This window comes from Azospirillum griseum (assembly GCF_003966125.1).
Taxonomy (GTDB): Bacteria; Pseudomonadota; Alphaproteobacteria; order Azospirillales; family Azospirillaceae; genus Azospirillum; species Azospirillum griseum.
In genome coordinates this window covers 87189-112689 of sequence record NZ_RXMA01000018.1, presented here as the reverse complement: position 1 = coordinate 112689, position 25501 = coordinate 87189, and the positions used below count along the sequence as shown (strand labels likewise).

General features: G+C 64.3%; 27 protein-coding genes. 15 read left to right on the top strand and 12 right to left on the bottom strand.

The genetic code is table 11. The annotated features are described in order from the left end of the window. From EJ903_RS17820 to EJ903_RS17810, 3 genes are all read left to right on the top strand, one after another. Positions 1-783 (top strand): 3-hydroxybutyrate dehydrogenase, encoded by a 783-nt coding sequence (locus tag EJ903_RS17820; protein ID WP_126617960.1) that lies wholly within the window; start codon positions 1-3, stop codon positions 781-783. A 330-nt stretch (positions 784-1113) separates the two neighbouring features. Beyond that, positions 1114-2535, top strand: coding sequence for a sigma-54 interaction domain-containing protein (locus EJ903_RS17815; protein WP_246015712.1), 1422 nt, complete (start codon positions 1114-1116; stop codon positions 2533-2535). A 110-nt stretch (positions 2536-2645) separates the two neighbouring features. Beyond that, complete coding sequence (locus EJ903_RS17810) at positions 2646-3461, top strand: IclR family transcriptional regulator (protein WP_126617935.1); 816 nt, start codon at positions 2646-2648, stop codon at positions 3459-3461. Between the two features lie 18 nt (positions 3462-3479). Here the strand turns inward: EJ903_RS17810 and EJ903_RS17805 are convergent, their stop codons facing one another. The 3 genes from EJ903_RS17805 to rpoH form a co-directional block, all read right to left on the bottom strand. Then, entirely contained in the window at positions 3480-4328 is an 849-nt protein-coding gene (locus EJ903_RS17805) for an urea carboxylase-associated family protein (protein WP_126617933.1), read from the bottom strand. Positions 4329-4354: 26 nt separating this feature from the next. Further along, entirely contained in the window at positions 4355-5020 is a 666-nt protein-coding gene (locus EJ903_RS17800) for a GntR family transcriptional regulator (RefSeq protein ID WP_126617931.1), read from the bottom strand. A 161-nt stretch (positions 5021-5181) separates the two neighbouring features. After that, complete coding sequence (rpoH, locus tag EJ903_RS17795) at positions 5182-6054, bottom strand: RNA polymerase sigma factor RpoH (protein WP_126617930.1); 873 nt, start codon at positions 6052-6054, stop codon at positions 5182-5184. Between the two features lie 212 nt (positions 6055-6266). Here rpoH and EJ903_RS17790 point away from each other — a divergent pair, with 212 nt between their 5' ends. After that, on the top strand, positions 6267-7271 hold the full coding sequence (locus tag EJ903_RS17790; RefSeq protein WP_246015710.1) for an esterase-like activity of phytase family protein: 1005 nt from the start codon (positions 6267-6269) through the stop codon (positions 7269-7271). A 19-nt stretch (positions 7272-7290) separates the two neighbouring features. Here EJ903_RS17790 and EJ903_RS17785 read toward each other — a convergent pair whose 3' ends face one another. The 3 genes from EJ903_RS17785 to EJ903_RS17780 form a co-directional block, all read right to left on the bottom strand. Then, on the bottom strand, positions 7291-9159 hold the full coding sequence (locus EJ903_RS17785; RefSeq protein ID WP_210211470.1) for a sensor histidine kinase: 1869 nt from the start codon (positions 9157-9159) through the stop codon (positions 7291-7293). A 136-nt stretch (positions 9160-9295) separates the two neighbouring features. Next, positions 9296-9418: a hypothetical protein gene (locus EJ903_RS28045; RefSeq protein WP_281274766.1), complete on the bottom strand. Its 123-nt coding sequence runs from the start codon at positions 9416-9418 to the stop codon at positions 9296-9298. A gap of 205 nt (positions 9419-9623) precedes the next feature. Then, positions 9624-9803, bottom strand: a complete 180-nt coding sequence (locus tag EJ903_RS17780; protein WP_126617926.1) for a DUF3553 domain-containing protein — start codon at positions 9801-9803, stop codon at positions 9624-9626. Between the two features lie 128 nt (positions 9804-9931). Here EJ903_RS17780 and EJ903_RS17775 point away from each other — a divergent pair, with 128 nt between their 5' ends. The 6 genes from EJ903_RS17775 (at position 9932) to EJ903_RS17750 (ending at position 16807) form a co-directional block, all read left to right on the top strand. Continuing rightward, on the top strand, positions 9932-10660 hold the full coding sequence (locus tag EJ903_RS17775) for a histidine phosphotransferase family protein (RefSeq protein ID WP_246015708.1): 729 nt from the start codon (positions 9932-9934) through the stop codon (positions 10658-10660). A gap of 398 nt (positions 10661-11058) precedes the next feature. Beyond that, a complete protein-coding gene (locus tag EJ903_RS17770; RefSeq protein WP_126617922.1) occupies positions 11059-13845 on the top strand; it encodes a hybrid sensor histidine kinase/response regulator in 2787 nt (928 codons plus the stop codon). Then, positions 13842-14342, top strand: coding sequence for a chemotaxis protein CheW (locus EJ903_RS17765; RefSeq protein ID WP_126617920.1), 501 nt, complete (start codon positions 13842-13844; stop codon positions 14340-14342). The genes EJ903_RS17770 and EJ903_RS17765 overlap by 4 nt, the downstream gene beginning before the upstream one ends. 53 nt (positions 14343-14395) lie before the next feature. Next, entirely contained in the window at positions 14396-14761 is a 366-nt protein-coding gene (locus EJ903_RS17760; protein WP_126617918.1) for a response regulator, read from the top strand. A 64-nt stretch (positions 14762-14825) separates the two neighbouring features. Further along, positions 14826-15989: a protein-glutamate methylesterase/protein-glutamine glutaminase gene (locus EJ903_RS17755; RefSeq protein WP_126617916.1), complete on the top strand. Its 1164-nt coding sequence runs from the start codon at positions 14826-14828 to the stop codon at positions 15987-15989. Beyond that, entirely contained in the window at positions 15986-16807 is an 822-nt protein-coding gene (locus EJ903_RS17750) for a CheR family methyltransferase (protein ID WP_126617914.1), read from the top strand. Before EJ903_RS17755 ends, EJ903_RS17750 begins: the two co-directional genes overlap by 4 nt. Positions 16808-16858: 51 nt before the next feature. Here the strand turns inward: EJ903_RS17750 and EJ903_RS17745 are convergent, their stop codons facing one another. From EJ903_RS17745 to ctrA, 4 genes are all read right to left on the bottom strand, one after another. Next, positions 16859-17083, bottom strand: a complete 225-nt coding sequence (locus EJ903_RS17745) for a hypothetical protein (protein ID WP_126617912.1) — start codon at positions 17081-17083, stop codon at positions 16859-16861. Between the two features lie 31 nt (positions 17084-17114). Further along, complete coding sequence (locus EJ903_RS27270; protein WP_174237324.1) at positions 17115-17282, bottom strand: hypothetical protein; 168 nt, start codon at positions 17280-17282, stop codon at positions 17115-17117. A gap of 85 nt (positions 17283-17367) precedes the next feature. After that, positions 17368-17577, bottom strand: a complete 210-nt coding sequence (locus EJ903_RS17740; protein ID WP_126617958.1) for a cold-shock protein — start codon at positions 17575-17577, stop codon at positions 17368-17370. A gap of 238 nt (positions 17578-17815) precedes the next feature. Beyond that, a complete protein-coding gene (gene ctrA, locus EJ903_RS17735) occupies positions 17816-18556 on the bottom strand; it encodes a response regulator transcription factor CtrA (RefSeq protein ID WP_126617910.1) in 741 nt (246 codons plus the stop codon). Between the two features lie 250 nt (positions 18557-18806). Between ctrA and fliI the strand changes: the two genes are divergently transcribed. The 4 genes from fliI (at position 18807) to EJ903_RS17715 (ending at position 22650) form a co-directional block, all read left to right on the top strand. Further along, positions 18807-20144: a flagellar protein export ATPase FliI gene (gene fliI / locus EJ903_RS17730; protein ID WP_126617907.1), complete on the top strand. Its 1338-nt coding sequence runs from the start codon at positions 18807-18809 to the stop codon at positions 20142-20144. Beyond that, positions 20141-20581, top strand: coding sequence for a flagellar export protein FliJ (locus tag EJ903_RS17725; protein ID WP_126617905.1), 441 nt, complete (start codon positions 20141-20143; stop codon positions 20579-20581). Before fliI ends, EJ903_RS17725 begins: the two co-directional genes overlap by 4 nt. Positions 20582-20844: 263 nt before the next feature. Then, entirely contained in the window at positions 20845-21630 is a 786-nt protein-coding gene (locus EJ903_RS17720; protein WP_158627952.1) for a substrate-binding periplasmic protein, read from the top strand. 129 nt (positions 21631-21759) lie between these two features. Then, complete coding sequence (locus EJ903_RS17715) at positions 21760-22650, top strand: prephenate/arogenate dehydrogenase family protein (protein ID WP_126617901.1); 891 nt, start codon at positions 21760-21762, stop codon at positions 22648-22650. Between the two features lie 80 nt (positions 22651-22730). Here the strand turns inward: EJ903_RS17715 and EJ903_RS17710 are convergent, their stop codons facing one another. Both EJ903_RS17710 and EJ903_RS17705 read right to left on the bottom strand, forming a co-directional pair. Further along, positions 22731-23261, bottom strand: a complete 531-nt coding sequence (locus tag EJ903_RS17710; protein WP_126617899.1) for a hypothetical protein — start codon at positions 23259-23261, stop codon at positions 22731-22733. Between the two features lie 91 nt (positions 23262-23352). Continuing rightward, on the bottom strand, positions 23353-24252 hold the full coding sequence (locus EJ903_RS17705; protein ID WP_126617897.1) for a LysR family transcriptional regulator: 900 nt from the start codon (positions 24250-24252) through the stop codon (positions 23353-23355). 124 nt (positions 24253-24376) lie between these two features. Here EJ903_RS17705 and EJ903_RS17700 point away from each other — a divergent pair, with 124 nt between their 5' ends. Then, positions 24377-25495 carry an S-(hydroxymethyl)glutathione dehydrogenase/class III alcohol dehydrogenase gene (locus EJ903_RS17700; protein ID WP_126617895.1) on the top strand — a complete coding sequence of 373 codons (1119 nt, stop codon included), beginning with the start codon at positions 24377-24379 and terminating at the stop codon, positions 25493-25495. Positions 25496-25501: the final 6 nt, after the last annotated feature.

The following is a 25501-nucleotide window of genomic DNA, read 5'->3' as shown; positions in this document are numbered from 1 at the left end:
ATGCTGTCGCGCAAGACGGCGGTCGTCACTGGATCGACCAGCGGAATCGGCCTTGGCATTGCCCGCGCTTTGGCCGGGGCGGGGGCCGATCTGGTCCTGAACGGCTTTGGCGCGCCGGAGGAGGTGGAACGGCTGCGCGGGTCCATCGCGTCGGAATTCGGCGTGCGGGTGGTCCATCACGGGGCCGACCTGTCGAAACCCGACGAGGTCGCCCGCCTGTTCACCGACGCCCGCGACGCGTTCGGCCGGGTCGACATACTGATCAACAACGCCGGGATCCAGCACGTCGCCCCGGTGGAGGAGTTTCCCGTCGATCGCTGGAACGCGGTGATCGCGATCAATCTGTCGGCGGTGTTCTTCGGCACGCAACAGGCGTTGCCCGCCATGCGCGAACGCGGGTGGGGCCGAATCATCAACATCGCGTCGGTCCATGGCATGGTCGGGTCGGTCAACAAGGCCGCCTACGTCGCCGCCAAGCATGGCGTCGTCGGGCTGACCAAGGTGACGGCGCTGGAAACGGCGGGCAGCGGTGTGACCTGCAACGCGATCTGCCCCGGTTGGGTGCTGACGCCGCTGGTGCAGCAGCAGATCGACGCGCTGGCCGTCGCCAAGGGGCTGAGTGTGGATGAGGCCGGTCGCCGTCTGGTCGGCGAGAAACAGCCGTCGCGGGAGTTCGTCACGCCGGAGCAGATCGGCGGCATGGCGGTGTTCCTGTGCTCCGACGCGGCGGAGCAGATGACCGGCGCGGCGGTGACGATGGACGGAGGATGGTCGTCCCAGTGACCGCAGGGCCGGTCGGGTGTTGGCGTCGGACCTCCGGACTCCTCCCTCCCTGGTGGGTAGGGCGTCAACACCCCTGTTTTTCTTAAGGTTGTGTGCGGTGCGTTCGACGTAATTCGTCACAAAACATCAGCAAATCGCGCGAAATGACAAAGATGTTGTCGGCGGTTGGCTCGCGCGTGACGCCCGCGTGCTGTGCATAGGCGCGCGTCTTCCCTTTGCTCTCACGGATGGGCTACTATGTTGACGGCTGATATTGTTGAGAAAATACGCTGCGATGCAGCGAACATTTGCGGCGTGGCAACAATAAACGGTCCAATCTGGGAGGCTGGCGTGGACGACATCGTCGATTTCGAAGCGTTGCGGCAGCGCGCCGTCCATTCCCTGTTCGAACATCTGGAAAGCATGTGCGTGGGCGCGTTGACGGTGGACCGCAACGCCCGCATCGCTTGGATGGACGAGAAATACAAGACCCTGTTGCGCATCACCGGCGACCCGCGCGGCAAGCCGGTGGAGGACATCATCCCGAAAAGCCTGCTGCGCCGGGTGATCGAAACCGGCCAGCCGATGCCGCTGGACATCATGGAGTTCGGCGACCGTTCCTTCGTCGTCACCCGCTTGCCGCTGTTCGGGACCGATGGCACGCTGATCGGTGCGGTCGGCTTCGTCCTGTTTGACCGGGCGGAGTATCTGCGGCCCCTGGTGAAGAAATACGAACGGCTGCAAGAGGAGCTGGCCCGCGCGCAACAGGAGCTGGCGCACGAGCGCCGGGCCAAATACAGCTTTTCCCAATTCCTTGGTTCCAGCGAATCCATTCGGGAAATCAAGCGTCTGGGCCGTCGTGCCGCGCAGATGGATTCCACCGTCCTGCTGCTGGGTGAAACCGGGACCGGCAAGGAATTGCTGGCCCAGGCCATCCACAACGCCAGCCCGCGCGCCAACCGCCCCTTTGTCGGCGTCAACGTCGCCGCCATCCCGGAAACCCTGTTGGAGGCGGAGTTTTTCGGTGTCGCCCCTGGGGCCTTCACCGGGGCCGACCGCCGCCACCGCGATGGGAAATTCCAACTGGCCAACGGCGGGACCCTGTTCCTGGACGAAATCGGCGACATGTCGCTGCCGTTGCAGGCCAAGCTGCTGCGCGTGCTCCAGGAACGGGAAATCGAACCGCTCGGCTCCAACAAGGTCATCCGGGTCGATGTGCGCATCATCGCCGCGACCAGCCGCGACCTGATCGGGCTGGTGCGCGACAAGCAGTTCCGCGCCGATCTCTATTACCGGTTGAACGTGGTCCCGATCACCCTGCCGCCCCTGCGCGACCGCCCCGAGGACATCGAGAGCATCGCCGACCGCATCCTGGAACAATTGGCGATCCAGCAGGGTACCCCGCCGCGCGAACTGCTCGATTCCGCTGTGCAGGCCCTGCGCGACTATGATTGGCCGGGCAACGTGCGCGAGCTGTACAACACCTTGGAACGGGTGGTGGCGCTGACCGACGCGCCGATCCTGACCGCCCCGCACATCCGCAGCGTTTTGCCCGGCGCGCAGACCCACCCGGCCGGGGCCACCGCCCTGACCGGGGCGCAGTTGGGGGCGCGGCCGTTGTCGGAGGTGTTGAGCGCGGCCGAACGCCACGCCATCGCCGCCGCGCTGGAGGAGGCGGGCGGGGTGAAGGCCCGTGCGGCCAAGCTGCTGGGCATTTCCCGCGCGTCGCTGTACGAACGCATGGTGTCGTTGGGGCTGGGGGCCGCGCAGTAGAGGGCGGTGAACAAATTCCGATAAACGGAAATTTGTTCCGAAAAATTGACCTTTGCCGTGAAGCCTGCGAGACTGCACCCCATCATTCTCCAGACGGTTGAGGTTACGCCATGCGCAAACGGGACGAGGCTCTGGTCGCCGATGACCCGGCGGTGGACGAGGAGAAGGACCCCCGATTCGTCACCGCGCTGGCGCGCGGGCTGGAACTGCTGCGCGCCTTCCGCCGCAACGAAACGGCGTTGGGCAATCAGGAATTGGCCGAACGCACCGGCCTGCCCAAACCCACCATCTCACGCCTGAGCTACACGCTCGCCAAGCTGGGCTATCTGGTCTACGACCCGATGACCGGAAAATACCGGCTGGGCACCTCGGTTCTGGGGTTGGGCTACGCCTGCCTGTCGGGCATGGGGATCCGGCAGGTGGCCCGTCCGCTGATGCAGGATTTGGCCAACCAGACCGGCTTGGCGGTGGCGCTGGGCGGGCGCGACCGTTTGAGCATGATCTATCTGGAATGTTGCAAGGGGGGAGGGCCGATCACCCTGTCGCTGGACGTCGGGTCCCACATCAAGCTGTCCACCACCGGCATGGGCCGCGCCTATCTCGCCGCCTTGCCGGAGGTCGAGCGCGCGCCGCTGATGGCCAAGCTGGAAGAGCATGAGGGCGAGCGGTGGCCCGCCGTGCGGGACGGAATTTTCCAGGCCATCGAGGATTACCGGACGCGCGGCTATTGCCGCTCCATTGGGGCCTGGAAAAGCGAGGTCCACGCCATCGGCGTGCCCTTTGTCCCGCGCGACGGTTCGCAGGTGTTGGCCTTCAACTGCGGCGGACCGGCCTTTCTGGTCGATCCGGTGCGGTTGGAGGAGGAGTACGCCCCGCGCCTGATCGCCATGGTCCGCCGCATCGACGCCACCCTGTTCAACGGGTGACGAGCCTTTCGGTGGCCTTTATGTCTCCCAGGGCGGCGTCGGCAGGGTCAGGCCGTGGTTGCCACGATAGGCGGCGACCGGCGGCGATTGCCAACCGTCCAGCAGCGCGGGATCGACGCGGTAGACCTCCACCCCCAGCGGGCGGCAGACCTCCAGCGGATCGCGGGCGTCCGGCCCCCACAGCGGCACGCTGAGATCGCCGCCGGGGCAGGTGGACAGGGCGCAGAGCAGATCGATTTCGGCGAAAAATTCCAGGAAGTCGCCCTTCTGGGCCGGGCACGCCTTCATGAAATACTTGTCTTCCGCGTTCAGGCCGGTGACTTGGAAGACGTTCAGCACGTCGTGCACGTCGAATTCGGTCAGGCCATAGGGGGCGACCGCGCGCGTCAGGTTGGAATGGCAATGATGGTGGAAATCCTCCCCCGTCAGCATGCGGTTCACGTAGGGATCGCAGCGCGTGCCCAACAGGTCATGGACCCGGCCGCCATGCTCGTCGATGCCGTAATCGGCCAACGTGTCCTTGGTGATCGTCACCAGGGGGCGCAGGAAGGGCAGGGTCGACCACAGCCGGTCGTGGGTGCTGACATGGGCCTGCTGAAGCTGCCGGGTGCGCGACGCCCACAGCCGTTCGCGCGGGTCGTGGCGGTTCCAGATGTTCAGATCGGCCACCTGCGGCCCGTCGATGGTGACGATGCGGAAGACATGCCCGGCGGGAACCGCCCAGGCCCGCCCCGACCGGATCGGCACGACCAGAGTTTCGACCAGCTCGCGCCCGTCGGTCTGGTCGGCGATGCGCTGGTAAAAGGCGCGGTCCACATCCAGGGCGGACCCCTTGGTGGCCTGATAGGCGGCGGGATAGCTGGGCATGGCGTGAGGGTCCTTGTCCGGTGGAATCAGGGTTTGGGGAGTTGGGGGGCGGGGAAACGGGCCAGCAGCCCACGTTCGGAATCGTCGAGATAGGCGCGCAACGCCGATGCGGCCCCGACCGCGTCGGTGGCGGTCAGGCGATCGAGGATGACGGCGTCGCGGTCGAGCCATGGCGCTTGGAAGGCGGCCTCGTCCGGGGTGATGGCGAAGCTGAGGCGCAGTTGCGCCAGGACGCAGGCGAAAAACGCGTCTAGCTGCGGGCTGCCGATCAGCCGGACGATTTCGCCGTGCAGGCGCAGGCTGTGGCTGCCCACCGCGCGCCAGTCCTGGGTCTTGGCGGCGTCGGCGGCCGCCGCGACGCAGGCCCGCATGGAATCCAGCCGGTGCGGGGCGATGGGGCTGGTGACGGTCGCCACCGCCGGAAGCTCCAACGCGCGGCGGATGGTGAAGATCTCCCGCACATCCTCGGCGCTCAGGCTGCGGACGGTCACGCCGCAATGGCGCTGATGCTCGGCCAACCCCTCCCGGCACAAGTGGCGGAAGGCTTCGCGCAGCGTGTTGCGCGACACCCCCAAACGCTCCGTCCATTCGGCTTCGACCAACTGTTCGCCGGGCTGCAAGCCCCCTTCCATGATGGCGGTCCGCATGTGGTCGGCGGCGCGGTCGGTGGCTGCGGGCGGGTGGGGGGGCATGCGCTGGGATCCAGATTGTTCAACAATCTAGATTGTTGAACAATTGACCGGGCGACGTCAAGCGTCCCTGCTGGGGTTGATGATCGGCGCAACAAAAAACCCCTCCCGCGCGGTGGCGCGGGAGGGGCGGAGAACGGATCGCCGAAGGATCGGGAGAGAGGTTACGCCGCCGCCGCCAACTGCAGGGTCTGCTTGGCGACCTTGTCAAAGGCGCGTTCTTCGATCTGGCGGATGCGCTCGCGGCTGACGCCGTAGCGGACGGCCAGATCCTCCAGCGTCAGCGGGGTTTCCAGCAGGCGGCGGCTGATCAGGATGTCGCGCTCCCGGTCGTTCAGCACGGCCAGCGCGCTGGTCAACAGGGCCGAACGGCGGCCCTTTTCCCCGCGTTCGATCAAGGAGTCTTCCACCGACGGGCGTTCGTCGGCCAACAGATCCTGCCATTCCGCATCGCCATCCGCCGCGATGGGGGCGTTCAACGAGGCGACCGGCGAGGAGAGACGCTGATTCATCGCGATCACCTCATGCTCGCCGACCTCCAGGTCGTTGGCGATGCGGGTGACGCTTTCCGGCTGCAAATCGCCGCCACCGATTTCACCCAGCTTCCGTTTCAAACGGCCCAGGCTGAAAAACAGCTTCTTTTGCGCGGCGGTGGTCCCGATCTTGACCAGGCTCCAGGACCGCAGAATGTAATCCTGGATCGACGCCTTGATCCACCACATCGCGTAGGTGGACAGGCGGAAGCCCCGGTCGGGTTCGAATTTCTTGACGGCGGTCATCAGCCCGAGATTGCCTTCGGCGATCAGATCGGACAGCGGCAACCCATAGCCGCGATAGCCCGACGCGATCTTCACGACCAACCGCAGATGGCTTGTCACCAGCCGTTGAGCTGCCTTCAGATCGGCGTGCTCCGTCCACGCCTTGGCGAGCATGAACTCGTCCTCGGGCGACAGAACGGGGTAACGGTGGGTGTCGTTGATGTAGCGCGACAGCGATTCACCGGAATCGGTCGAACGGAGCGCGAGCGCGGTGCTCATGTCACATCCTCATGCGAAGCGATATGACGGGGCGGATCCCCCGATTGGCGGGTTCCGGTCTCTCCCCATGGAGCAGACACATTGATCTTAAGATTCTCGAAAGGATTGTCAAGCGGTGTGAACAAAAGAGAACAACCGCTCCGTTGCCCCTTCCGTCAGGCGCGCGGTCGTGGCACGACTGGGGGATGCGCACCACCCGACGTTTCCGATGGATGACGGTTCTGCTGCTGACCCTGGCGGGCGGCTGCGCGGCCATGGCCGAACGCGGCGTTGAACCGACCGAGGGGAAGCCGGTCCCGCTGGATCGCGAGCGCCCAACGGTGGAGCGGGTGGGAGGGCTGCTGTTCCGTGGGGCCTTGGACATCACCGGGCTGAACGGGGTCGGCGGCTTGTCCGGCCTGTGGGTGTCGGCGGATGGCGCGCGGTTCTCCGCCATCGGCGACACCGGTCTGGTGGCCAGCGGGCGTTTGACCCACAGCGCCGATGGCCGACTGACCGGCGTGCAGGACGTGCAAGCCCGCCCGCTGCCCGTGGAGGAGGGCGTGGCCTCCAGCAAGCGGCGTGTGGATGCGGAGGAATTGCTGCGTCTGACCAAGGCGGATGGAACCGAGGGGGACTGGATCGTCGCGTTCGAGCGGGATCACCGGTTGCTGCGCTACCCCCAGGACAGACGCGGCCCCGCCGGTGTTCCGACACCGGTTCCCACACCCACCGGGGTGACGGACGGCAGTCCGGAGAATGGGGGGCTGGAATCCCTGGCCCAATTGCCGGATGGCCGTCTGTTGGCCATTGAGGAGGGGGAGGAGGACACTCTGCGTGACCCCACCCGACCGCGCCGGGCCTGGGTGACGGCGTCGCCCGGTGTGCCGCGTCAGGAAGCGGATTGGTTGCCGTTCCACTACCGCAGCGCTCCCCGCTTTCGCCCGACCGGGGCCGCGCCGCTGCCCGATGGCGGGGCGTTGGTGTTGGAACGGCGGGTGTCGCTGATCGGCGGCTGGTCCACCCGCATCGTCCGACTGCCGCCCACCGCGCTGCGCGCCGGGGCCGATGCGACGGGGCAGGAGGTGGCCCGGCTGGAGCACCCGCTGCTGAACGACAATTTCGAAGGAATCGCCACCCGCCCGGCACCCGGCGGCGGAACCCTGGTTTACATCGTGTCGGATGACAATTTCAGCCCGTTTCAACGCACCTATCTGGCGCTGTTCCTGTTGCCGTGACCGGTGTGGCGGCGACGCTTCAGGAAAGTGTCTCCAACTGACGGGGGGCGGTGTCAGCGGTGGTCGGGACGGTGATGGCTGTGGTGTCGTCGGTTGCGGCGACGTCGGTCGGGCCGCTGTCCGGTGTGGGGGGAACTGGGGGCGGGCGGCGCAGCCGTGAGATGGGAAACAGGATGGTCGCCGTGGTTCCGCGACCGACCGCGCTGGTCAGCAGAAAGCGCCCCTCCTGCATTTCCACCAGCGATTTGACCAACGGCAGCCCCAGGCCGGTCCCGGCGTAACGCCGGGTGTGGGAGTTGTCGACCTGATGGAACGGCTCCAGCACCTGCGTCAATTCGCCTTGGGGAATGCCGATGCCGGTGTCGATCACCCGCAGGCGGAGGTTCCGCTCGCTCACATCGACCATCACCGCCACCCGTCCGCCGACCGGGGTGAATTTCAGCGCGTTTGACAGCAGATTGAGCAGGACTTGCCGCATCGCCCGTTCGTCGGCGAACAGACACGGCGGGTCCTCCGGCAGGGTCGAGGTCAGGGTGATGGATTTCTCCGCCGCCTGCGGGGTCAGCGACCGCAGGCTTTCCTCCACCGTGTCACGGATGTTCACCACCTCCTCGTGCAGGGCGTATTTGCCGGATTCGATCTTGGTGGTGTCGAGAATGTCGTTGATGAGGCTCAACAGATGCTGCCCGGATCGGCGGATGTCGCCGATGTATTCGGCGGGTTTTCCGCTCAACTGGCCAAAGATGCCGGTTTCCAGCGCCTCGGCAAACCCGATGATGGCGTTGAGCGGGGTGCGCAACTCATGGCTCATGTTCGCCAGAAACTGGGTTTTCGCCCGGTTGGCCGCGTCGGACGCCTGTTTGGCGGCGATCAGTTCCGCCTCGGCCCGGTAACGTCCGGCGATGTCCTGAATCAGGCGTTGCTGGCTGTCGCGCAGAGCGCGCTCGCTGTTTTGCAGATCGGCCAGCATCGCCTCCCGCCGTCCGGCCTCGCGCACCAGGGCGAAGGTGAGAAAGGCCAGCATGGCGCTGCCGCAGGCGGTGATGACGAGGGACAGCACCAGCTTGCCGCGCCAAGGCTGCAACAGCCGGTCGGTTGCCATCGACACCGTCACCACCAGCGGCAAATCCGCAGACCGGCGGTGGCTGATGATCCGATCCGGCCCGTCGTTGGTTTCGCTGACATGCTCGGTGCCGGTCATGCCGGGTTTCAACCGTGTGGCGGAGGGCGGCAGGGGCTGGGCAACCCGGTTTGCATCGGTTGCCGCGTCGGGATAGCGGGCCATCATCGGGCCGTTCGCGTGATACAACGTGACCATGGTTCCGTTGCGCAGGCGGAAGGCCTCATAGAAACTGCGAAAGGCCGTCGGGTCGATCATGGCGACCACCGCCCCGGCAAAACGACCGTCGTTCGCCTCCAGCCGTCGGCTCATGGTGACGAGCCATGCTCCTGCCACCCGGCTGAACACCGGTGTGCCCACATACAGCCCGCCGCCGACGTTGGTGTCGTGGATCGTAAGATACTCGCGATCGGACAGGTCCGGATTCATGGGGGCCATGGTCGTGCTGTCGTGGATCAGCTTTCCGTCCGCCGACACCACCAGCAGGGCATGGATGAGGGGCGACAGCGCGGCCTGACGGCGCAACAGCGCCTGGGCACCCAGATCGCCAGCGTCCCAGACATAAGGGCGGCGGTTCAGCACCTCCGCCGTTCCCGCCAGAATTTTGGCGACTCCGGCCACGCTGTCGGTGGCCTGGCGTTCCAGGATCAGGCTCAGGCTTTGTGTTTCCTCCCACGCCTGTCCCAGAATCTCGTCGTGTTCACGCAGGAGATCGGCCCCGATCATGGCGTTCAAGCCAAAAATCAGCACAAGGCCGAACGCGCTCATCCCCCCCTTCAACCGTGAAATCACGCGCGTCTCCGCCCTCGCGCATCCACCGACATGGCAAAGCCTATACCGTGTGGTCAACCGAGGAAAGTCGCGTTGTGAAGGCCCGCGCCCGGTTCCAGTGTTATCCCGCCGTTTACAGCCGGACGGCGGTGGACGAGAAACGGGTGGCGCTGGACAGATCGGTTCCGGTCAGCACCAGGGCGGCGACGGCGGCGACCAGAAGAGCAGCGGCAAAGCCGAGCAGCATGGCCTTCATGGCAGAGGTCCTTTTCCAATCGATGGCGGTTGGCAGGGTGCGGGAAAACCATTTTGCTGCTGCGGTCGGGTTCTTTCCGGCAATCTCGCGTCAAGACCTTGCAAGATACCACCAGTATCTTGCTTCGGCCTTTCCTAATCTTGCCGAAAAGCCCCCTCCCTCGCGACGCAAAAGCCTTTTTCCGCACCCTGTTGGCGGATCAATCTCACCCGTGATCGGGATCGACCACGGTCAATGTGACCACGTTGCTGTCGATCAGCACCTTGCCCGTGTGTTCGAAATTCACCGTGACCCGGTTGCGGATCGCTGACTGCACCTGACCCAACCCCCAGTCGGCTTGAGTGGGATGGCGCACCCAGGCACCCGGAACCAACGTTTCATCCATGACAGAGGTCCTTTTCACAGAGGCAAGGCTCTCAACACCGTTGCAAAGCGGGCGATATGGAGAAGGTGGACGATATAGAGTACATTGGAAAGGGAGCAACCCACTTCTCTGCTGCGGGGAGATGCCCATTGACCGACGTTCATTCCGTCGACACGCTTCCCGTCGCCGCGACTCCGGCGGTGACTGATCTGCGAGTGCTGGAACTGTTGGCCTCCAAGTTGTGTCACGATCTGGTCAGTCCGGTCGGTGCCATCCGCAATGGCCTGGAACTGATCGAGGAGATGCGGGAGGACGCCGAAGGGGTGGGGGACGATGGGGAAAACGCCTCCTGCGGTCCGCCGGATTTTTTAACGGAGGCGGTGGCCCTGATTGACCATTCCGCCGTTCAGGCGGATCGTCGGCTGCGGGTTTTCCGCTTGGCCTATGGTGCGGCTGGACGGGAACTGCGCGGTTTTTCCGACGCCCGCCTCGCCGCCATGGGGTGGCTGGACGGTGGTCGCACTGCGCTCGACTGGCCCGATCACAGCCTGCCGCCAACCCTGGCGGAGCGGCGCGGCGTGGTGAAGAGTGTTTTGAACATGATCCTGCTGGCTGATGAGGCCATGCCTTACGGCGGACGCATCAGCGTGAACGGGGATGGTGGAGCCACCGGCGGGCGCGTCGTCGTGGTCGCCAGCGGCCGCCCCGGTGCGCTCACTCCCGATTCAGACGCGGCTCTGCGAGGCGCGTCCGCAAACGCGCTGACGCCGCGCACCGTTCACGCCTATCTGACGGGGCGCTTTGCCGAAGACGCCGGTTTGCGTGTGTCCGCCACCCCTTCCGGTCCGGATCGGCTGATCATTGCTGCGGTGTGGTGAAAGCGGGTGTTTGTTGCGTTTTTTCGAAAAATGCACGAGTCGACCCTTGCCCCATCGCGTGTGCGGCGCACACGCACTTTAATGGGGTGATCATCGCCGAAAAATCGTCTTGCGGTTTCTGCGGCGACCGATTCCGTGTGGTCTGTGCGTCATGGGGATCCCAACCTCAGCCCTGTGGTGCGGTGAAGCGCGGGTGGGGGCCGGGTGTGACCATGCGTCCCACCAATTTTCGGCGGGGCGTTGTGAGATTTCCCTATCGCGGCGGGTAAGGTTCTCTTAATCAGTGTTTGCCACGCTCCGGCAACACCTGAACTGGAACGCGGACGGTGGATCGCCGGATTCACCCGTTCGAGCCACAGGTCGGCGCGGACCATAACATTGGGCCTGGGGAATGCGACATGGATGATCTGCTCTCCGAATTTCTAACGGAAACCAACGAAAACCTATCGGTGCTCGACGTCGAGTTGGTCCGACTGGAGCAGAACCCCAACAACCCGGAACTGCTGTCGAACATTTTCCGTCTCGTCCACACCATCAAGGGCACCTGCGGCTTTCTCGGCCTGCCGCGCCTGGAAAAGGTGGCGCACGCGTCGGAAAACGTGCTGGGCAAGTTCCGCGACGGCGAACTGACCATCACGCCGGAAGCGGTGTCGCTCATCCTCCAGGCGCTGGACACCATCAAAAGCCTGCTGGCGGTGTTGGAAGCCACGGAGGCTGAACCGCCGGGCGACGATCTGCCGCTGATCGAGCGGCTGAATCTGTGCGCCGAAGGCAAGCTGGGCGGCGCTCCCGTTGCCGAACCGCCGCCTCCCCCGCCGCCGCCCACCGCCCCGGCGGTTGCCGCTGCGGAAGAACGGCCGGCAACGCTGGACGAGCTGGAAGCGCTGTGGAACTCAACCCCCGGCCCGGCGGCGGCTCCCGCCGCTCCGGCCCCTGCTCCGGCGGCTCCGGCCAGCACCGCGCTTGCGCCGCGCGCGCCGGAACCGACCCCCGAACCGTCCCATGATCTGGTCGTGTCCGAACCCGAACCGGCGGCGGCCAAGCCCCCGGCTCCGGCCCCGGCGGCGGCCTCGACGGGCGGCGGTGGTGCCAACGACGGCAACGCCGAAAACGCCACCAAGGAATCGGCGGTTGCCGCGCAGACCATCCGCGTCAACGTGGATCTGCTCGAAAACCTGATGACCATGGTTTCGGAACTGGTGCTGACCCGCAACCAGCTCCTCCAGATCCTGCGCTCGCAGAAGGAAAGCGAGTTCGCCGCCCCGCTGCAACGCCTGAACCATGTGACGTCGGAGCTGCAGGAAGGCGTCATGAAGACGCGCATGCAGCCCATCGGCAACGCCTGGGCCAAGCTGCCGCGTCTGGTGCGCGATCTGGCGCACGAACTGAACAAGAAGATCGACCTCCAGATGCTCGGTGCCGACACCGAACTGGATCGTCAGGTCCTTGAACTCATCAAGGATCCGCTGACCCACATGGTGCGCAACAGCGCCGACCATGGTCTGGAAATCCCCGCCGACCGCGTCAAGGCGGGCAAAACGGAAACCGGTCGCATCACCCTGAACGCCTATCACGAGGGCGGTCACATCATCATTGAGATTCAGGATGATGGTAAGGGGCTGGCGATCGACAAGATCAAGCAGAAGGCCATCCAGAACGGGATGGCGTCGGAGATCGAGCTGGCCTCGATGACCGACCAGCAGATCATCCAGTTCATCATGAAGCCGGGCTTCTCGACGGCGGCCAAAGTCACCAACGTGTCGGGCCGTGGCGTCGGCATGGACGTGGTGAAGACCAACATCGAAAAGATCGGCGGCACGATCGAAATCAAGTCGGTCCAGGGCAAGGGATCGACCTTCGTCATCAAGATCCCGCTGACACTGGCCATCGTGTCGGCCCTGATCGTGGAATGCGCGGCCGAACGCTTCGCCATCCCGCAGATCAGCGTGGTCGAGCTGGTGCGCGCCGCCGCCGACAGCGAACACACCATCGAACGGCTGAAAGGCACGCCGGTCCTGCGCCTGCGCAACCGTCTGTTGCCGCTGGTGTCGCTGCAACAGCTCCTGAAGCTGGACGACAACGAAGCGTCGAAGAAGGCGGAGGATGAGACCTTCATCGTCGTGACCCAGGTCGGCACCTACACCTTCGGCATCATGGTCGACCGGGTGTTCGACACCGAGGAAATCGTCGTGAAGCCGGTGGCCCCGATCCTGCGCCACATCGAGATGTTCTCGGGCAACACCATCCTGGGCGATGGCTCCGTCATCATGATCCTGGATCCCAACGGCATCGCGTCGGCCACCGGCGAAATGGCGGTGGGCGATGTCGCCGGAAAGGAGACCACGGCGGTCCAGACCCAGCGCCAGGAAGACAAGATGGCCCTGCTGCTGTTCCGTGCGGGCGAAGGCGCGCCGAAGGCGGTTCCGCTGTCGCTCGTCGCCCGCCTGGAAGACGTCGATGTCACCAGCGTGGAAATGTCGAACGGCCTGCCGATGGTCCAGTATCGCGGCAAGCTGATGCCACTGGTCCCGATCGACCCGAACTTCATGCTGGGCACCGAAGGCCGCCAACCGGTGCTGGTCTTCGCCGACGGCGACCGGTCGATGGGCCTGATCGTCGACGAGATCGTCGACATCGTGGAAGAGAAGCTGAATGTCCAGCTCGCCGCCGACCGTCCGGGCCTGATGGGGTCGGCGATCATCGCGGGCAAGGCGACCGAGGTCATCGACGCGGGCTTCTTCCTGACCCAGGCTTACAAGGATTGGTTCGGGTCGGGCGGCAACGACGGCTACGAGGAAGAGAAGCTGCAGCGCGTGCTGCTGGTGGACGACAGCCCGTTCTTCCGCAACCTGCTGACACCGCTGCTGTCGGTGGCGGGGTACGACGTGACGGCGGTGGAGAACGCCAACGACGCGTTGGCCCTGTGCGAGGCGGGCGAGGATTTCGACGTGATCGTGTCGGACATCGAAATGCCGGGCATGAGCGGCTTTGACTTCGCCGAGACGGTCCGTCACGGCAGCCGGTGGCAGCGGGTGCCGATGGTGGCCCTGTCCAGCCACGCCAGCCCGCGCGACCTGGATCGCGGCCGCATCGCCGGCTTCAACGATTACGTCGCCAAGTTCGACCGTGACGCGCTGCTCTTCGCTCTCCAGCAGACGCTGACCGAACATAAAGGTGCCGCATGAGCAACGCCAAGCTGCCCTCCACCGTCCGCAAGTCGAAGGGCGACGACCTCGTCGCCACCGGCAATCAGGACTATGTGACCATGACGATTGCCGATCAGCTGTTCGGCATCCCGGTCCTCCAGGTCCAGGACGTTCTCGGCCACCAGCGGATCACCCGCATTCCGCTGGCCCCGCCGGAGGTTGCCGGTTCGCTGAACCTGCGTGGTCGCATCGTCACCGCCATCGACGTCCGTCTGCGCCTGGGGCTGCCCGGTCGCACCAAGGACAAGGCTGGCATGTCCATCGTCGTCGATCTGCGCGGCGAGCTGTACAGCCTGATGGTGGATTCGGTGGGCGAGGTGTTGAGCCTCACCAACGAGGATTTCGAACGCAACCCGGCGACCCTGGATCCGCGCTGGCGTGAGGTGTCCACCGGTATTTATCGTTTGAACGGTCAGTTGATGGTTGTGCTGGACGTGCCGCGTCTGCTCAACTTCACGACGGTCGAGACGGCCTGATCCGCCGTTTCCTCCTTCGCCGGTCCCGTCCTGTTTGCTGAGGCGCTATCGAAATGAAATCCTGCCTGGTCGTCGATGACAGCCGCGTGGTCCGCAAGGTTGCGCGCAAGATCCTGGAGGAACTGAGCTTCGCGTGCACCGAGGCGGAGGACGGGAAGCAGGCGTTGGACCAATGTCTGGTTCACATGCCCGACGCCATCCTGCTGGACTGGAACATGCCGGTGATGAATGGCATCGATTTCCTGCGCCGCCTGCGCGAGACTCCGGGTGGTGATGCGCCCAAGGTGGTGTTCTGCACGACGGAAAACGACCTCGCCCACATTCAGGAAGCGCTGTCGGCTGGGGCCAACGAGTACATCATGAAGCCCTTCGACAGCGACATCATCCAAACCAAGTTCGAGCAAGTGGGCTTGCTGTGAGGCGATGACCTGCGTATGACGCAAGGCTTCGCGTGGGTGTCGAGTTGAAAGGCGATCGGTGGTTATGTCGGACAGTTTTGGCAGAAGTTCCATCACCAGCACCAAACCTGCGAATCCAGACCCGGTTCGGGTCATGGTGGTGGATGATTCCGCTGTCATTCGGGGGCTGCTGACCCGCGCGTTGGAAGGTGACGCCGACATTCGCGTCGTCACCTCCGTCGGCGATGGTCAGATGGCGATCAACTCGTTGCAGCGCAATTCGATCGACGTCATCGTTCTCGACATTGAAATGCCGGTGATGGACGGCTTGACCGCCATTCCAAAGCTGCTGGCCGTGGCCCCTCAGGTCAAGATCATCATGGCCTCGACGTTGACGTTGCGTGGAGCCGATGTGTCCCTGCGCTGCTTGTCCGCCGGGGCCGCCGATTACATTCCCAAGCCGACCTCGACCCGCGAGATCGGTGGGGCGGAGGATTTCAAGCGGGAGCTGGTGTCGAAGGTCAAGGCGTTGGGCGCGGCAGCGCGGCGCGCCGGGTCGCGGACCCGGGGCGAAATCCGTCCGCTGTCGCCCGTCCATGTGCCAATGGCCTTCAAGCGGGAGGTCGCACCGATCACCACCCGTCCGGCCCCCACCGGCATGCCGGTGAAGCCGGACATCATCGCCATCGGAAGCTCCACCGGCGGGCCGCAGGCGCTGTTTGAAGTTCTGTCGCACATGAAGGGGGCGGTGACGCAACCGATCCTCGTCACCCAGCACATGCCCGCTACCTTCACCACCATTCTGGCGGAGCACATCACCCGCCAGTGCGGCATTGACGCGAAGGAAGCCAAGGACGGCGAGCCGATCGTGCAGAACCGCTGCTACATCGCGCCCGGCGATTTTCATATGCTGGTGGCGCAACGCGGTGGTGCCAACGTGATCGCGCTGACCAAGGATCCGCCCGAAAATTTCTGCCGCCCGGCGGTTGATCCGATGATGCGCTCGATCCTCAAGGCCTATGGCGGGCGCAAGATTCTTGCTTGCATTCTGACCGGCATGGGCCAGGATGGTTTGAAGGGCTGCACCGACGTGGTGAACGGCGGCGGCACGCTGGTTGGTCAGGATGAAGCGACGAGCGTGGTGTGGGGGATGCCCGGCGCGGTGGCGCAGGCGGGCATCTGCTCGGCCATTCTGCCGCTGAAGGAAATCGGTCCCTACATCCGCAAGTTCGCGTCGAGGGCAGCATGAGAGTCGAAGATTTCGACATGTTCTCCACGCTGCTCAAGCAGCGTTCCGGCTTGGTCCTGACCCGCGACAAAGCCTATTTGCTCGAATCCCGGCTGATGCCGGTGGCGCGCAAATGGAACATGAAGGGGCTGGAGGAACTGGCGACCACCGTCCGCACGCGGAAGGATGAAGCGCTGTTGCGCGACATCACCGAAGCGATGACGACAAACGAGTCGTCCTTCTTCCGCGACCAGAAACCGTTCGACCAGTTTCGGCAATTGGTGCTGCCGAAGCTGATGGCGGCGCGCGCGGCCAAGCGGACGATCCGCATCTGGTCGGCGGCCTGCTCGTCGGGACAGGAAGCCTATTCGCTGGCGATGATCCTGAACGACGAAGCGGCCAAGCTGGCGGGTTGGAAGGTCGAGATCGTCGGCACCGACATTTCGGCCGAGATGGTCGAACGGTCGAAGGCCGGTGTCTACACCCAGTTCGAGGTGCAGCGCGGCCTGCCGATCACCATGCTGGTCAAGCATTTCAAGCAGAACGGTGACAAGTGGCAGATCAGCCCGCAATTGCGGCAGATGGCCAACTTCCGCGAATGGAACCTGCTGGGCGATCTGTCGCCGCTGGGGCAGTTCGACATCGTGTTCTGCCGCAACGTGCTGATTTATTTTGATGGACCGACCAAGGGCAAGGTCCTTGACGCCATCGCCCGCCAGATGCCGCAGGACGGTGTCCTGTATCTGGGCGGTGCCGAAACCGTGCTTGGCATCACCGAGAAGTTCAAACCGGTGGATGGGCAGCGCGGGCTGTACAGTCTGGGTGGTTTCGTTCCCTGATGTGATCGGCGGGCGGCGGTGGGCAACCGCCGCCGTGATCCTGTCGAACGATCAGGCGTCCGACGGAGTGATGGTCTTGATCGGGCCGCGTGGGTTTCCCGACAATTCAGCGATTTTGCGATCCTGGGCCTCGATGAAGGCGCGGATCGAGTGATCGGCGTTGTAGCTGTCGATGCCCGCCGTCGGCACCTTGCGGTTCGAGGTGCGGGCACCGTCCTGATAGAGGACGTCGAACAATTGAAATCCGTTGTCCACCGGTGGCTTTTTGCGGGCCATGGTCGTGGTCTCCAAAAAAGAAAAATGAAGCTCAGGCTTGCTCGGACGAATCGGTGGTGTCGTTGGCTTCCGGCGTCTGGTCGGCGGCGCGGCGCGCGGCCACCTCCTCCTCACGACGCTGCAGCTTTTCCTGCTTTTTTTGCTCTTTGGCCCGGTTGCGCTCGGCGCGCTGCTGGTTGTAGTTGGGTTTGAACGCCATGGACCGTCACTCCGGTTCGGGAAACACGGAAAAAGGGCACCGGTTGCCCGATGCCCTTTCCCTTCGGGAAATCACCGAAGACGGATCAAACCGCCTTCAGGTTTTCCGCTGACGTCTTGCCGCGCTTGGGGTCGCGCAGGGGTTCGTAAGACAGCTTCTGGCCTTCCAGCAGGCTGCGCAAACCGGCGCGTTCAACGGCGGAGATGTGCACGAACACATCGGCCGTGCCGTCCTCCGGTTGAATGAAGCCAAAACCCTTGGTGCTGTTGAACCATTTGACGGTGCCGACGGGCATCTCCGCCTCCCATAACGTAAGTGGCACCGCATCACCGATGCGGCGCATCACACTGGATTTTGGAGTGACCGCATCTGGCAAGCTCGCGAAGCGAGATCGTGGGCGAAACAGGCCCGGGCAGTCCGTGAAGCAGAATGATGAGTCCATAAGTGGGGGGAACGCCCCCCACTTCAAGAAGAATCGGCGGCGCGCACGCCGCGATGCAAAAATAAAAATGTTCAGGTGGTGTGGACCGGTCTCAGCCCGCCACCTGCTGCTGCAAACGGGGCGGCGGCGGGGTGGTTCCGCCCTCCACAATCTCCTCGTGCGGATCGCGCAGCACATAGCCACGACCCCACACGGTTTCGATGTAGTTGTCGCCCTGGGTGGCGGCGGCCAGCTTTTTGCGCAGCTTGCAGACGAAGACGTCGATGATCTTCAGCTCCGGCTCGTCCATGCCGCCATAGAGGTGGTTGAGGAACATTTCCTTGGTCAGCGTCGTGCCCTTGCGCAGGCTCAACAGCTCCAGGATGCCGTATTCCTTGCCGGTCAGGTGCAGGGGTTGGGTGTCCACCTCCACCGTGCGGGTGTCGAGGTTGACGGTCAGGCGTCCGGTGCGGATGACGCTGTCGGAATGGCCCTTGGACCGTCGGACGATGGCCTGGATGCGGGCGATCAACTCCCGCTTGTCGAAGGGTTTGGTCAGGTAATCGTCGGCCCCGAAGCCCAGACCCTTGATCTTGTTGTCCATCTCGGTCAGGCCGGACAGGATCAGGATCGGCGTGGTGACGCGGGCGGCGCGCAGGCGGCGCAACACCTCGTACCCGTCGATGTCGGGCAGCATCAGGTCAAGGATGATGATGTCGTAATCGTACAGCTTGCCGATTTCCAGGCCGTCTTCACCCAGATCGGTGGAATCAACGATAAACCCTTCCGTGTTCAGCATCAATTCGATGCTTTTGGCGACGGAGGTGTCGTCCTCGACCAGCAAAACCCGCATGATGGCATCCCGACGTTGATGGTGCGCTTTCGCAACCTGAACCCCGGCGCGGCTGCCGCTCCTTCATGAACGGTGTCTGACGCCCGCCGTTTACACAAGTTAACAGACGATTCAGCTTAACGCCAGAAGGATGCGCTTCACCCCTCGTTAATGCTTGGCTCGCAAGATAGGATCGGATGGTGAACGACACCCCGCCGCCGCGCCTCTGCCGCCACCCGCAACCACCCGCCGCACCCCTGGGAGCGCACCCGTGCCCGCCGACATCGCGCAATTGATTCACGACATCGAGGCCATTCCCGCGACCAGCCGTTTCGGTCGTGTCACCGCCGTGTCTGGGCTGATGGTGGAGGTGGGCGGTATTGAAAAGGAGCTGTCGGTCGGCGGGCGCTGTCTGGTGGAAACCCGCGACGAACGGCGTATTCCCTGCGAGGTCGTCGGTTTTCGCCAGGGCCGCGCGCTGCTGATGCCGTTCGGCTCGCTCGACGGGGTGGGGCTGGGCTGCCGGGCGCTGGTGGCACCGGGGCAATCATCGATCTTTCCCTGCGACGCCTGGCTGGGCCGGGTGGTCAACGCGCTGGGTGAGCCGGTGGATGGCAAGGGGCCGTTGCCCAAGGGGCCGGTCGGCATCCCCATCCGCAACAACCCGCCCAACGCTCACGCCCGCGCCCGCGTCGGTGAAAAGCTGGATCTGGGCATCCGCGCCATCAACGCCTTTCTCACCTGCTGCCGGGGGCAGCGCATGGGCATCTTCGCCGGGTCCGGCGTCGGCAAATCCTCCGTCATGTCGATGCTGGCCCGCTTTTCCGCCGCCGAGATCGCGGTGATCGGGCTGATCGGCGAACGCGGGCGCGAGTTGCAGGAGTTCATCACCGAGGATCTGGGCGAGGAGGGCTTGTCCCGCTCCATCGTCGTTTGCGCCACGTCGGACGAAGCGCCGCTGATGCGCCGTCAGGCCGCCTACATGACGCTGGCGGTGGCCGAATATTTCCGCGACGCCGGGCGCGATGTGCTGTGCATGATGGACAGCGTGACCCGCTTCGCCATGGCCCAGCGCGAAATCGGCCTGTCGGCGGGCGAACCGCCGACGACCAAGGGCTATCCGCCCACCGTGTTCGCCGAACTGCCGCGCCTGCTGGAACGGGCCGGGCCGGGCCTGCGCGGGTCGGGATCGATCACCGGACTGTTCACCGTGCTTGTCGATGGCGACGACCACAACGAACCCATCGCCGACGCTGTGCGCGGCATTCTGGACGGTCACATCGTGCTGGAACGCCAGATCGGCGAGCGCGGGCGCTACCCCGCCATCAACATTCTGCGCAGCGTGTCCCGCACCATGCCGGGCTGCAATTCGAAGAACGAAAACGAGCTGGTCGGCCACGCCCGGCGGCTGCTGTCCTCCTATGACAACATGGCGGAGATGATCCGGTTGGGAGCCTACCGCCGAGGATCGGATCCGCAGGTGGACGAAGCCATCCATTACCAACCGGCCTTGGAAGCCTTTTTGAAGCAGGGCAAGCGGGAATCGACCGATCTGGCCACCAGCTACGCCCTGCTCGCTGAAATCTTCGGGGTGCAGTGGCCGCAATGAGCCTGAAAACCATCATCCGCCTGCAAAAGCTGCAACTGGACGAAAAGCGCCGGGTGCTGGCCGAATTGCAAAATCTCGGCGACCGCCTGCGCGCCGAGATCGAGCGGCTGAAAGAAGAGATCGCCCAGGAGCAGGCCACCGCGCGCGAGAATTTTGCGGTGTCCTTCACCTACGCCAACTTCGCCCAAGCCGCGCTGGAGCGGGGGCGCAAGCTGGGCGAATCGCTGGCGCAGGTGGAGGTGCAGATCAGCGTCGCCACCGACCAGATGGCCGAAGCCTATCAGGAGTTGAAGCGCTACGAACTGGCCGAGGAAGAGCGCATCAAGCGCGAAAAGCACAAGCTGAAGCGCAAGGAGGCCGAGATGCTCGACGAAACCGCGCTGATCGGCTTCCGCCGCCGTCAGGCGGAAGAGGAGATGTACGAGAAAGACCAGTGATGAATCTCGTTTTGCGAGAATATTCTTGCGATTAATTCTCCATTACTTTGATTTTGGTTAATAAATTCGGACGATCGGTGACTTGTTTCGCGCAATCGAAACAAATGAACCACTCAGGGTTTCTTGTAAGTTTGGATGACAAAACTTAACTGCTTTCTTCCATTCATTGATCTGGATTTCCTTTACCAACCAAACGCACTGCCAATATTCTCCAATGAATGCGGGTGATTGTGCCATCCGTTGACATTGGAAAGGGGTTGGAGATGGTGAAGGCCACGTTCTTGATGGTGTGCGGCGCGCTGGTGCTGATGGCTCAACCGGGCAATCTGTTCGCGGCCAGCGTCCTGAAGGTTGCCTTCGAAGACAAAGAGCAGTTCCCCAACCATTTGGGCGATGGAACCGCGATTGACCCGGCCAAACCCGGTATTTCGGTGGAGATCGTCAAGGCGGCGGCCGAGGCGGTCGGGCTTCAGGTTGAATTCACCCGGATGCCTTGGAAACGTTGCCTGGAATCGCTGAAGGCCGGGCAGGTGGACGCGGTGTTCAACTCGTCCTTCCAACCGGAACGGTTGGAGTATGGGGCCTATCCCGGCGTGGATGGCAAGGCCGACCCCAATCTGCGCATCACCACCATCGGCTTTTCGCTCTATCGCAAAAAGGGGGATGCGGTTGCCTGGACGGGCAAGGAATTCACCAACCTGAACGGTCCCATCGGCGCGCCCACTGGTTATTCCATCGTCGCCGACCTCAAGAAGATGGGAATTGCGGTGGAGGAGGCACCGGCCACCGACATGAATCTGAAGAAGTTGGATATGGGACGGGTCAGTGCGCTGGTCCTGCAAAGCGTCACCGCTGACCAGATTCTGAAAACCGGCGGCAACACGGGGATTGAAAAGGTTGAGCCGCCCATCGTGGTCAAGGATTACTATGTGATGCTGAACCATGATTTTGTGAAGGCGAATCCGGATCAGGCACAGCGATTCTGGGCCAAGGTGGCCGAATTGCGCGATCCGATGACGAACGGCCTGATCGGCAAATACGCGCAGTGACGCCAGTGGGCGGGCGGGGCTGCCATCCCGGATGCGCCCCGTCCGCCCCGCGCTGTTTTCGCTTGGTCCGCCCGCGCCAAGGTGGTTTAAAGCAAGGCGTTTTCGCGCCCGCAAACCCCGTGGACCATCATGAGCGACACCGCCCCCCTGTTCAACCGCGTTGCCTTCATCGGCATGGGCCTGATCGGCTCGTCCCTGGCCCGTGCGCTGACCGAATACGGCATCGCCCGGACGGTCGTCTGCGCCGACCGCAGCAAGGAGGTGTGCGTCAAGGCGATGGAGTTGGGCATCGTCGAGATGGCAACGACGGAGGTCGAGGTTGCGTTGGACGGGGCTGATCTGGTGGTGCTCGCCACCCCGGTCGGCAGCTTCGCCGAGGTGGGGGAACGCATTGGCCCGCATCTGAAGCCCGGAACCATCGTCACCGATGTCGGGTCGGTCAAACAGGCGGTGCTGCGCGACGTTGGTCCCAACCTGCCCGATGGCGTGCATCTGATTCCCGGCCATCCGGTGGCGGGGACCGAGCATTCCGGGCCGGAAAACGGCTTTGCCAGCCTGTTCCAAGGCCGCTGGTGCATCCTGACCCCGCCGACCGGGGCCAACCGCGACGCGGTGGAGCGGGTGACGGAGCTGTGGCGGCGCGTCGGCTCCAACGTGGAGATCATGGAGGCGGCGCATCACGACCGGGTGTTGGCCATCACCTCGCACCTGCCGCACCTGATCGCCTACACCATCGTCGGCACCGCGTCGGATTTGGAGGAGGACACCAAGTCCGAGGTCATCAAATTTTCCGCCGGTGGTTTCCGCGACTTCACCCGCATCGCCGCCAGCGATCCGGTGATGTGGCGCGACGTGTTCCTGAACAACCGGGAAGCGGTTCTGGAGATTCTCCAGCGCTTCACCGAGGACCTGACCGCCCTGCAACGCGCCATCCGCTGGGGCGAAGGGCAGCAATTGCAGGACACCTTCACCAAGACCCGCGCCATCCGTCGCGGCATCATCGACGCCAAGCAGGCATAACCGCAGGCGTTTGTTGCCTGGGATCGCGCGCCTGCGGTTTTGCAAAACACGCCGATGATGCGAGCGACGGGCACAGCCCGTCAATGCAGCAGACGTGCGCCCGGATCGGTGCGGGCCATACGGCGGGCTTGCGGGAAATCGATGATGCGGCCGGTGGCGGGCAGGCCGTTGTCGAGCGTGGGCAGGCGCAGCCCCGCCCGATCCAGCGCGTGGGCGAGGATGCCCAGCGGGGCCAGCGCCATCCGAACCCCGGACATGGGCAGCCAATCGGCCAGAAGCGTTCCGGCTTCGGCCATGTCGCCCTGCTGGATCAAACGGACCATTCCCAACAGCCGGGCCTCGTCGGTCCCCAGCGCCGAACAGCCGGGGCGGTGAACGTCGAGCGCGCGCGTGGCCGACGCGATGGTGATCCGCATCACGGTGTCGAAGGCAACCGCCGCGTCGTTCGACAGCCCGGCGGTCTGCAACCCATCCTGCCAATGCGGGTGCATCGTTTCGGGATCGCGCAGCGGCTCGGCCCACAGCCGCAGCGTCATCACCAGCAGCGCTTCGGCCTGCTTCAGTTCGGCAAAGCGCTTGCGGCGGTCGGAAAAGGCGGGATCGGTCAGCATGTCGTCGGCTCCGGTTCGGACAGGACCGGGGGAGCGTAGAGCGGGCGCTTTCTAATTGCAAACGATTCTTAATATCATGTAGTAGTGACCGTCACCGGTATTCCGGCCGCCGGGCCAACCCCTCCTTCAAATGGCGGATGGCGGCGCGCACCTTCGGCGGGGCGTGGCGTTTTTGCGGGTAGACCGCCCACACGGCGGTGTTGGGCGGGGTGTGGCGGGGCAGAAGCGTCAGCAGACGCCCATCGGCCACCGGGGCTTTCACGTAATAATCGGGCAACTGGCACAGGCCGAAGCCGCGCAGCGCGGCGTCCAACACCGAATGGCCGCTGTTGCAGCGCCAGCGCCCGCGCGGACGGAACAGCCAGTCCCGGCCATCCTCGTCGAACAGCCAATGGTCAGCGGTGCCGATCAGGCATTCGTGCGCGCCCAGATCGCCCAGGCTGGCGGGCGTGCCGTGGCGGGCCAGATAGGCGGGCGCGGCGCAGAGATGCATCACGCGCGGGGCGATGCGGGTGGCGACCAGACTGGAATCGCCCAGCCGACCCAGGCGGATCGCCAGATCGAACCCCTCCTGCACCAGATCCAACGGGCGGTTGGTCAGGTCGATCTCGACGCTCAGTTGCGGGTGCCGCTCCATCAGATCGTTGATGAGCGGCACGACGAACTGTTCGCCATAGGCGGTGGCGCAGGTCATCCGCAGCACCCCTTTCATCGCGCCATCGCCCCCGCCCTGGAGGTCGCCGACGGCGAGCACCGCTTCGTCCCGCTCGTCGATCAGGCGCTGGCAGCGGGCGAAAAAGGCGCGCCCGCTCTCGGTCAGGCTGACCTTGCGGGTGGTGCGGTAGAACAGCCGGGCCTGCAACCGATCCTCCAACCGCGCCACACTGCGGCTGATGTGGGAGGAGGACACACGCAACCGCTCCGCCGCGCGGGAAAAGCTGCCGGTGTCGGCCACCGCCACAAACTCATCGATGCCGTCCCAGCCGCTCATGAGATCCGCCCCATTATCCCCATATGGCAAAAATCTATCCCTGAAATCATCGTTTTGGCAATGACCGGCGGCGGTTTACACTCGCTCCCCAACACCGCGTTTCATGTTCTGGGAGGGAATCCGCATGGTTCTGTCGCGCGCCGCCGTCGCTTGGGAAGCAAACCGTCCGCTGGAGATCGAAGAGATCGAGGTGGCCGCCCCCAAGGCCGGGGAAGTGATGGTCCGCATCGTCGCCACCGGCGTCTGCCACACCGACGCCTACACCCTGTCGGGCAAGGATTCCGAGGGCGTGTTCCCCTGCATCCTCGGCCATGAGGGCGGTGGTGTGGTGGTGGAGGTTGGGCCGGGCGTGACCTCCGTCGCCGTCGGCGACCACGTCATCCCGCTCTACACGCCCGAATGCGGCAAGTGCAAATTCTGCCTGTCGGGCAAGACCAACCTGTGTCAGGCGATCCGCGCCACCCAGGGCAAGGGGTTGATGCCCGACGGGACCAGCCGCTTTTCGTTCAAGGGCCAGTCGATCGCCCATTACATGGGAACCTCGACCTTCTCCGAATACACGGTGTTGCCGGAAATCGCGCTCGCCAAGATCAACAAGGCGGCCCCGCTGGAAAAGGTCTGCCTGCTGGGCTGCGGTGTGACCACCGGCATGGGTGCGGTGATGAACACCGCCAAGGTGGAGCCGGGTTCGACCGTCGCCATCTTCGGCCTGGGCGGCATCGGCCTGTCGGCGATCATCGGGGCCACCATGGCCAAGGCGTCCCGCATCATCGGCATCGACATCAATGAGTCGAAATTCGAGATCGCCAAGCAGCTTGGCGCGACCGACGTGGTCAACCCGAAGAATTTCGACCGCCCGATCCAAGAGGTTCTGGTGGAGATGACCGACGGCGGCGTCGATTACTCGTTCGAGTGCATCGGCAACGTCAACGTCATGCGCGCCGCCCTGGAATGCTGCCACAAGGGGTGGGGTGAGTCGGTCATCATCGGCGTGGCCGGTGCGGGCGAGGAGATCGCCACCCGTCCGTTCCAACTCGTCACCGGGCGGGTGTGGCGCGGGTCGGCTTTCGGCGGCGTGCGCGGCCGTTCGGAGCTGCCGGGCTATGTCGACCGCTATCTGGCGGGCGAATTCGAACTCGACACCTTCATCACCCACACCATGGGTCTGGACCGCATCAACGAGGCGTTCGACCTGATGCATGAGGGCAAGAGCATCCGGTCCGTCATCCTGTACAACCAGTGAGCCGCA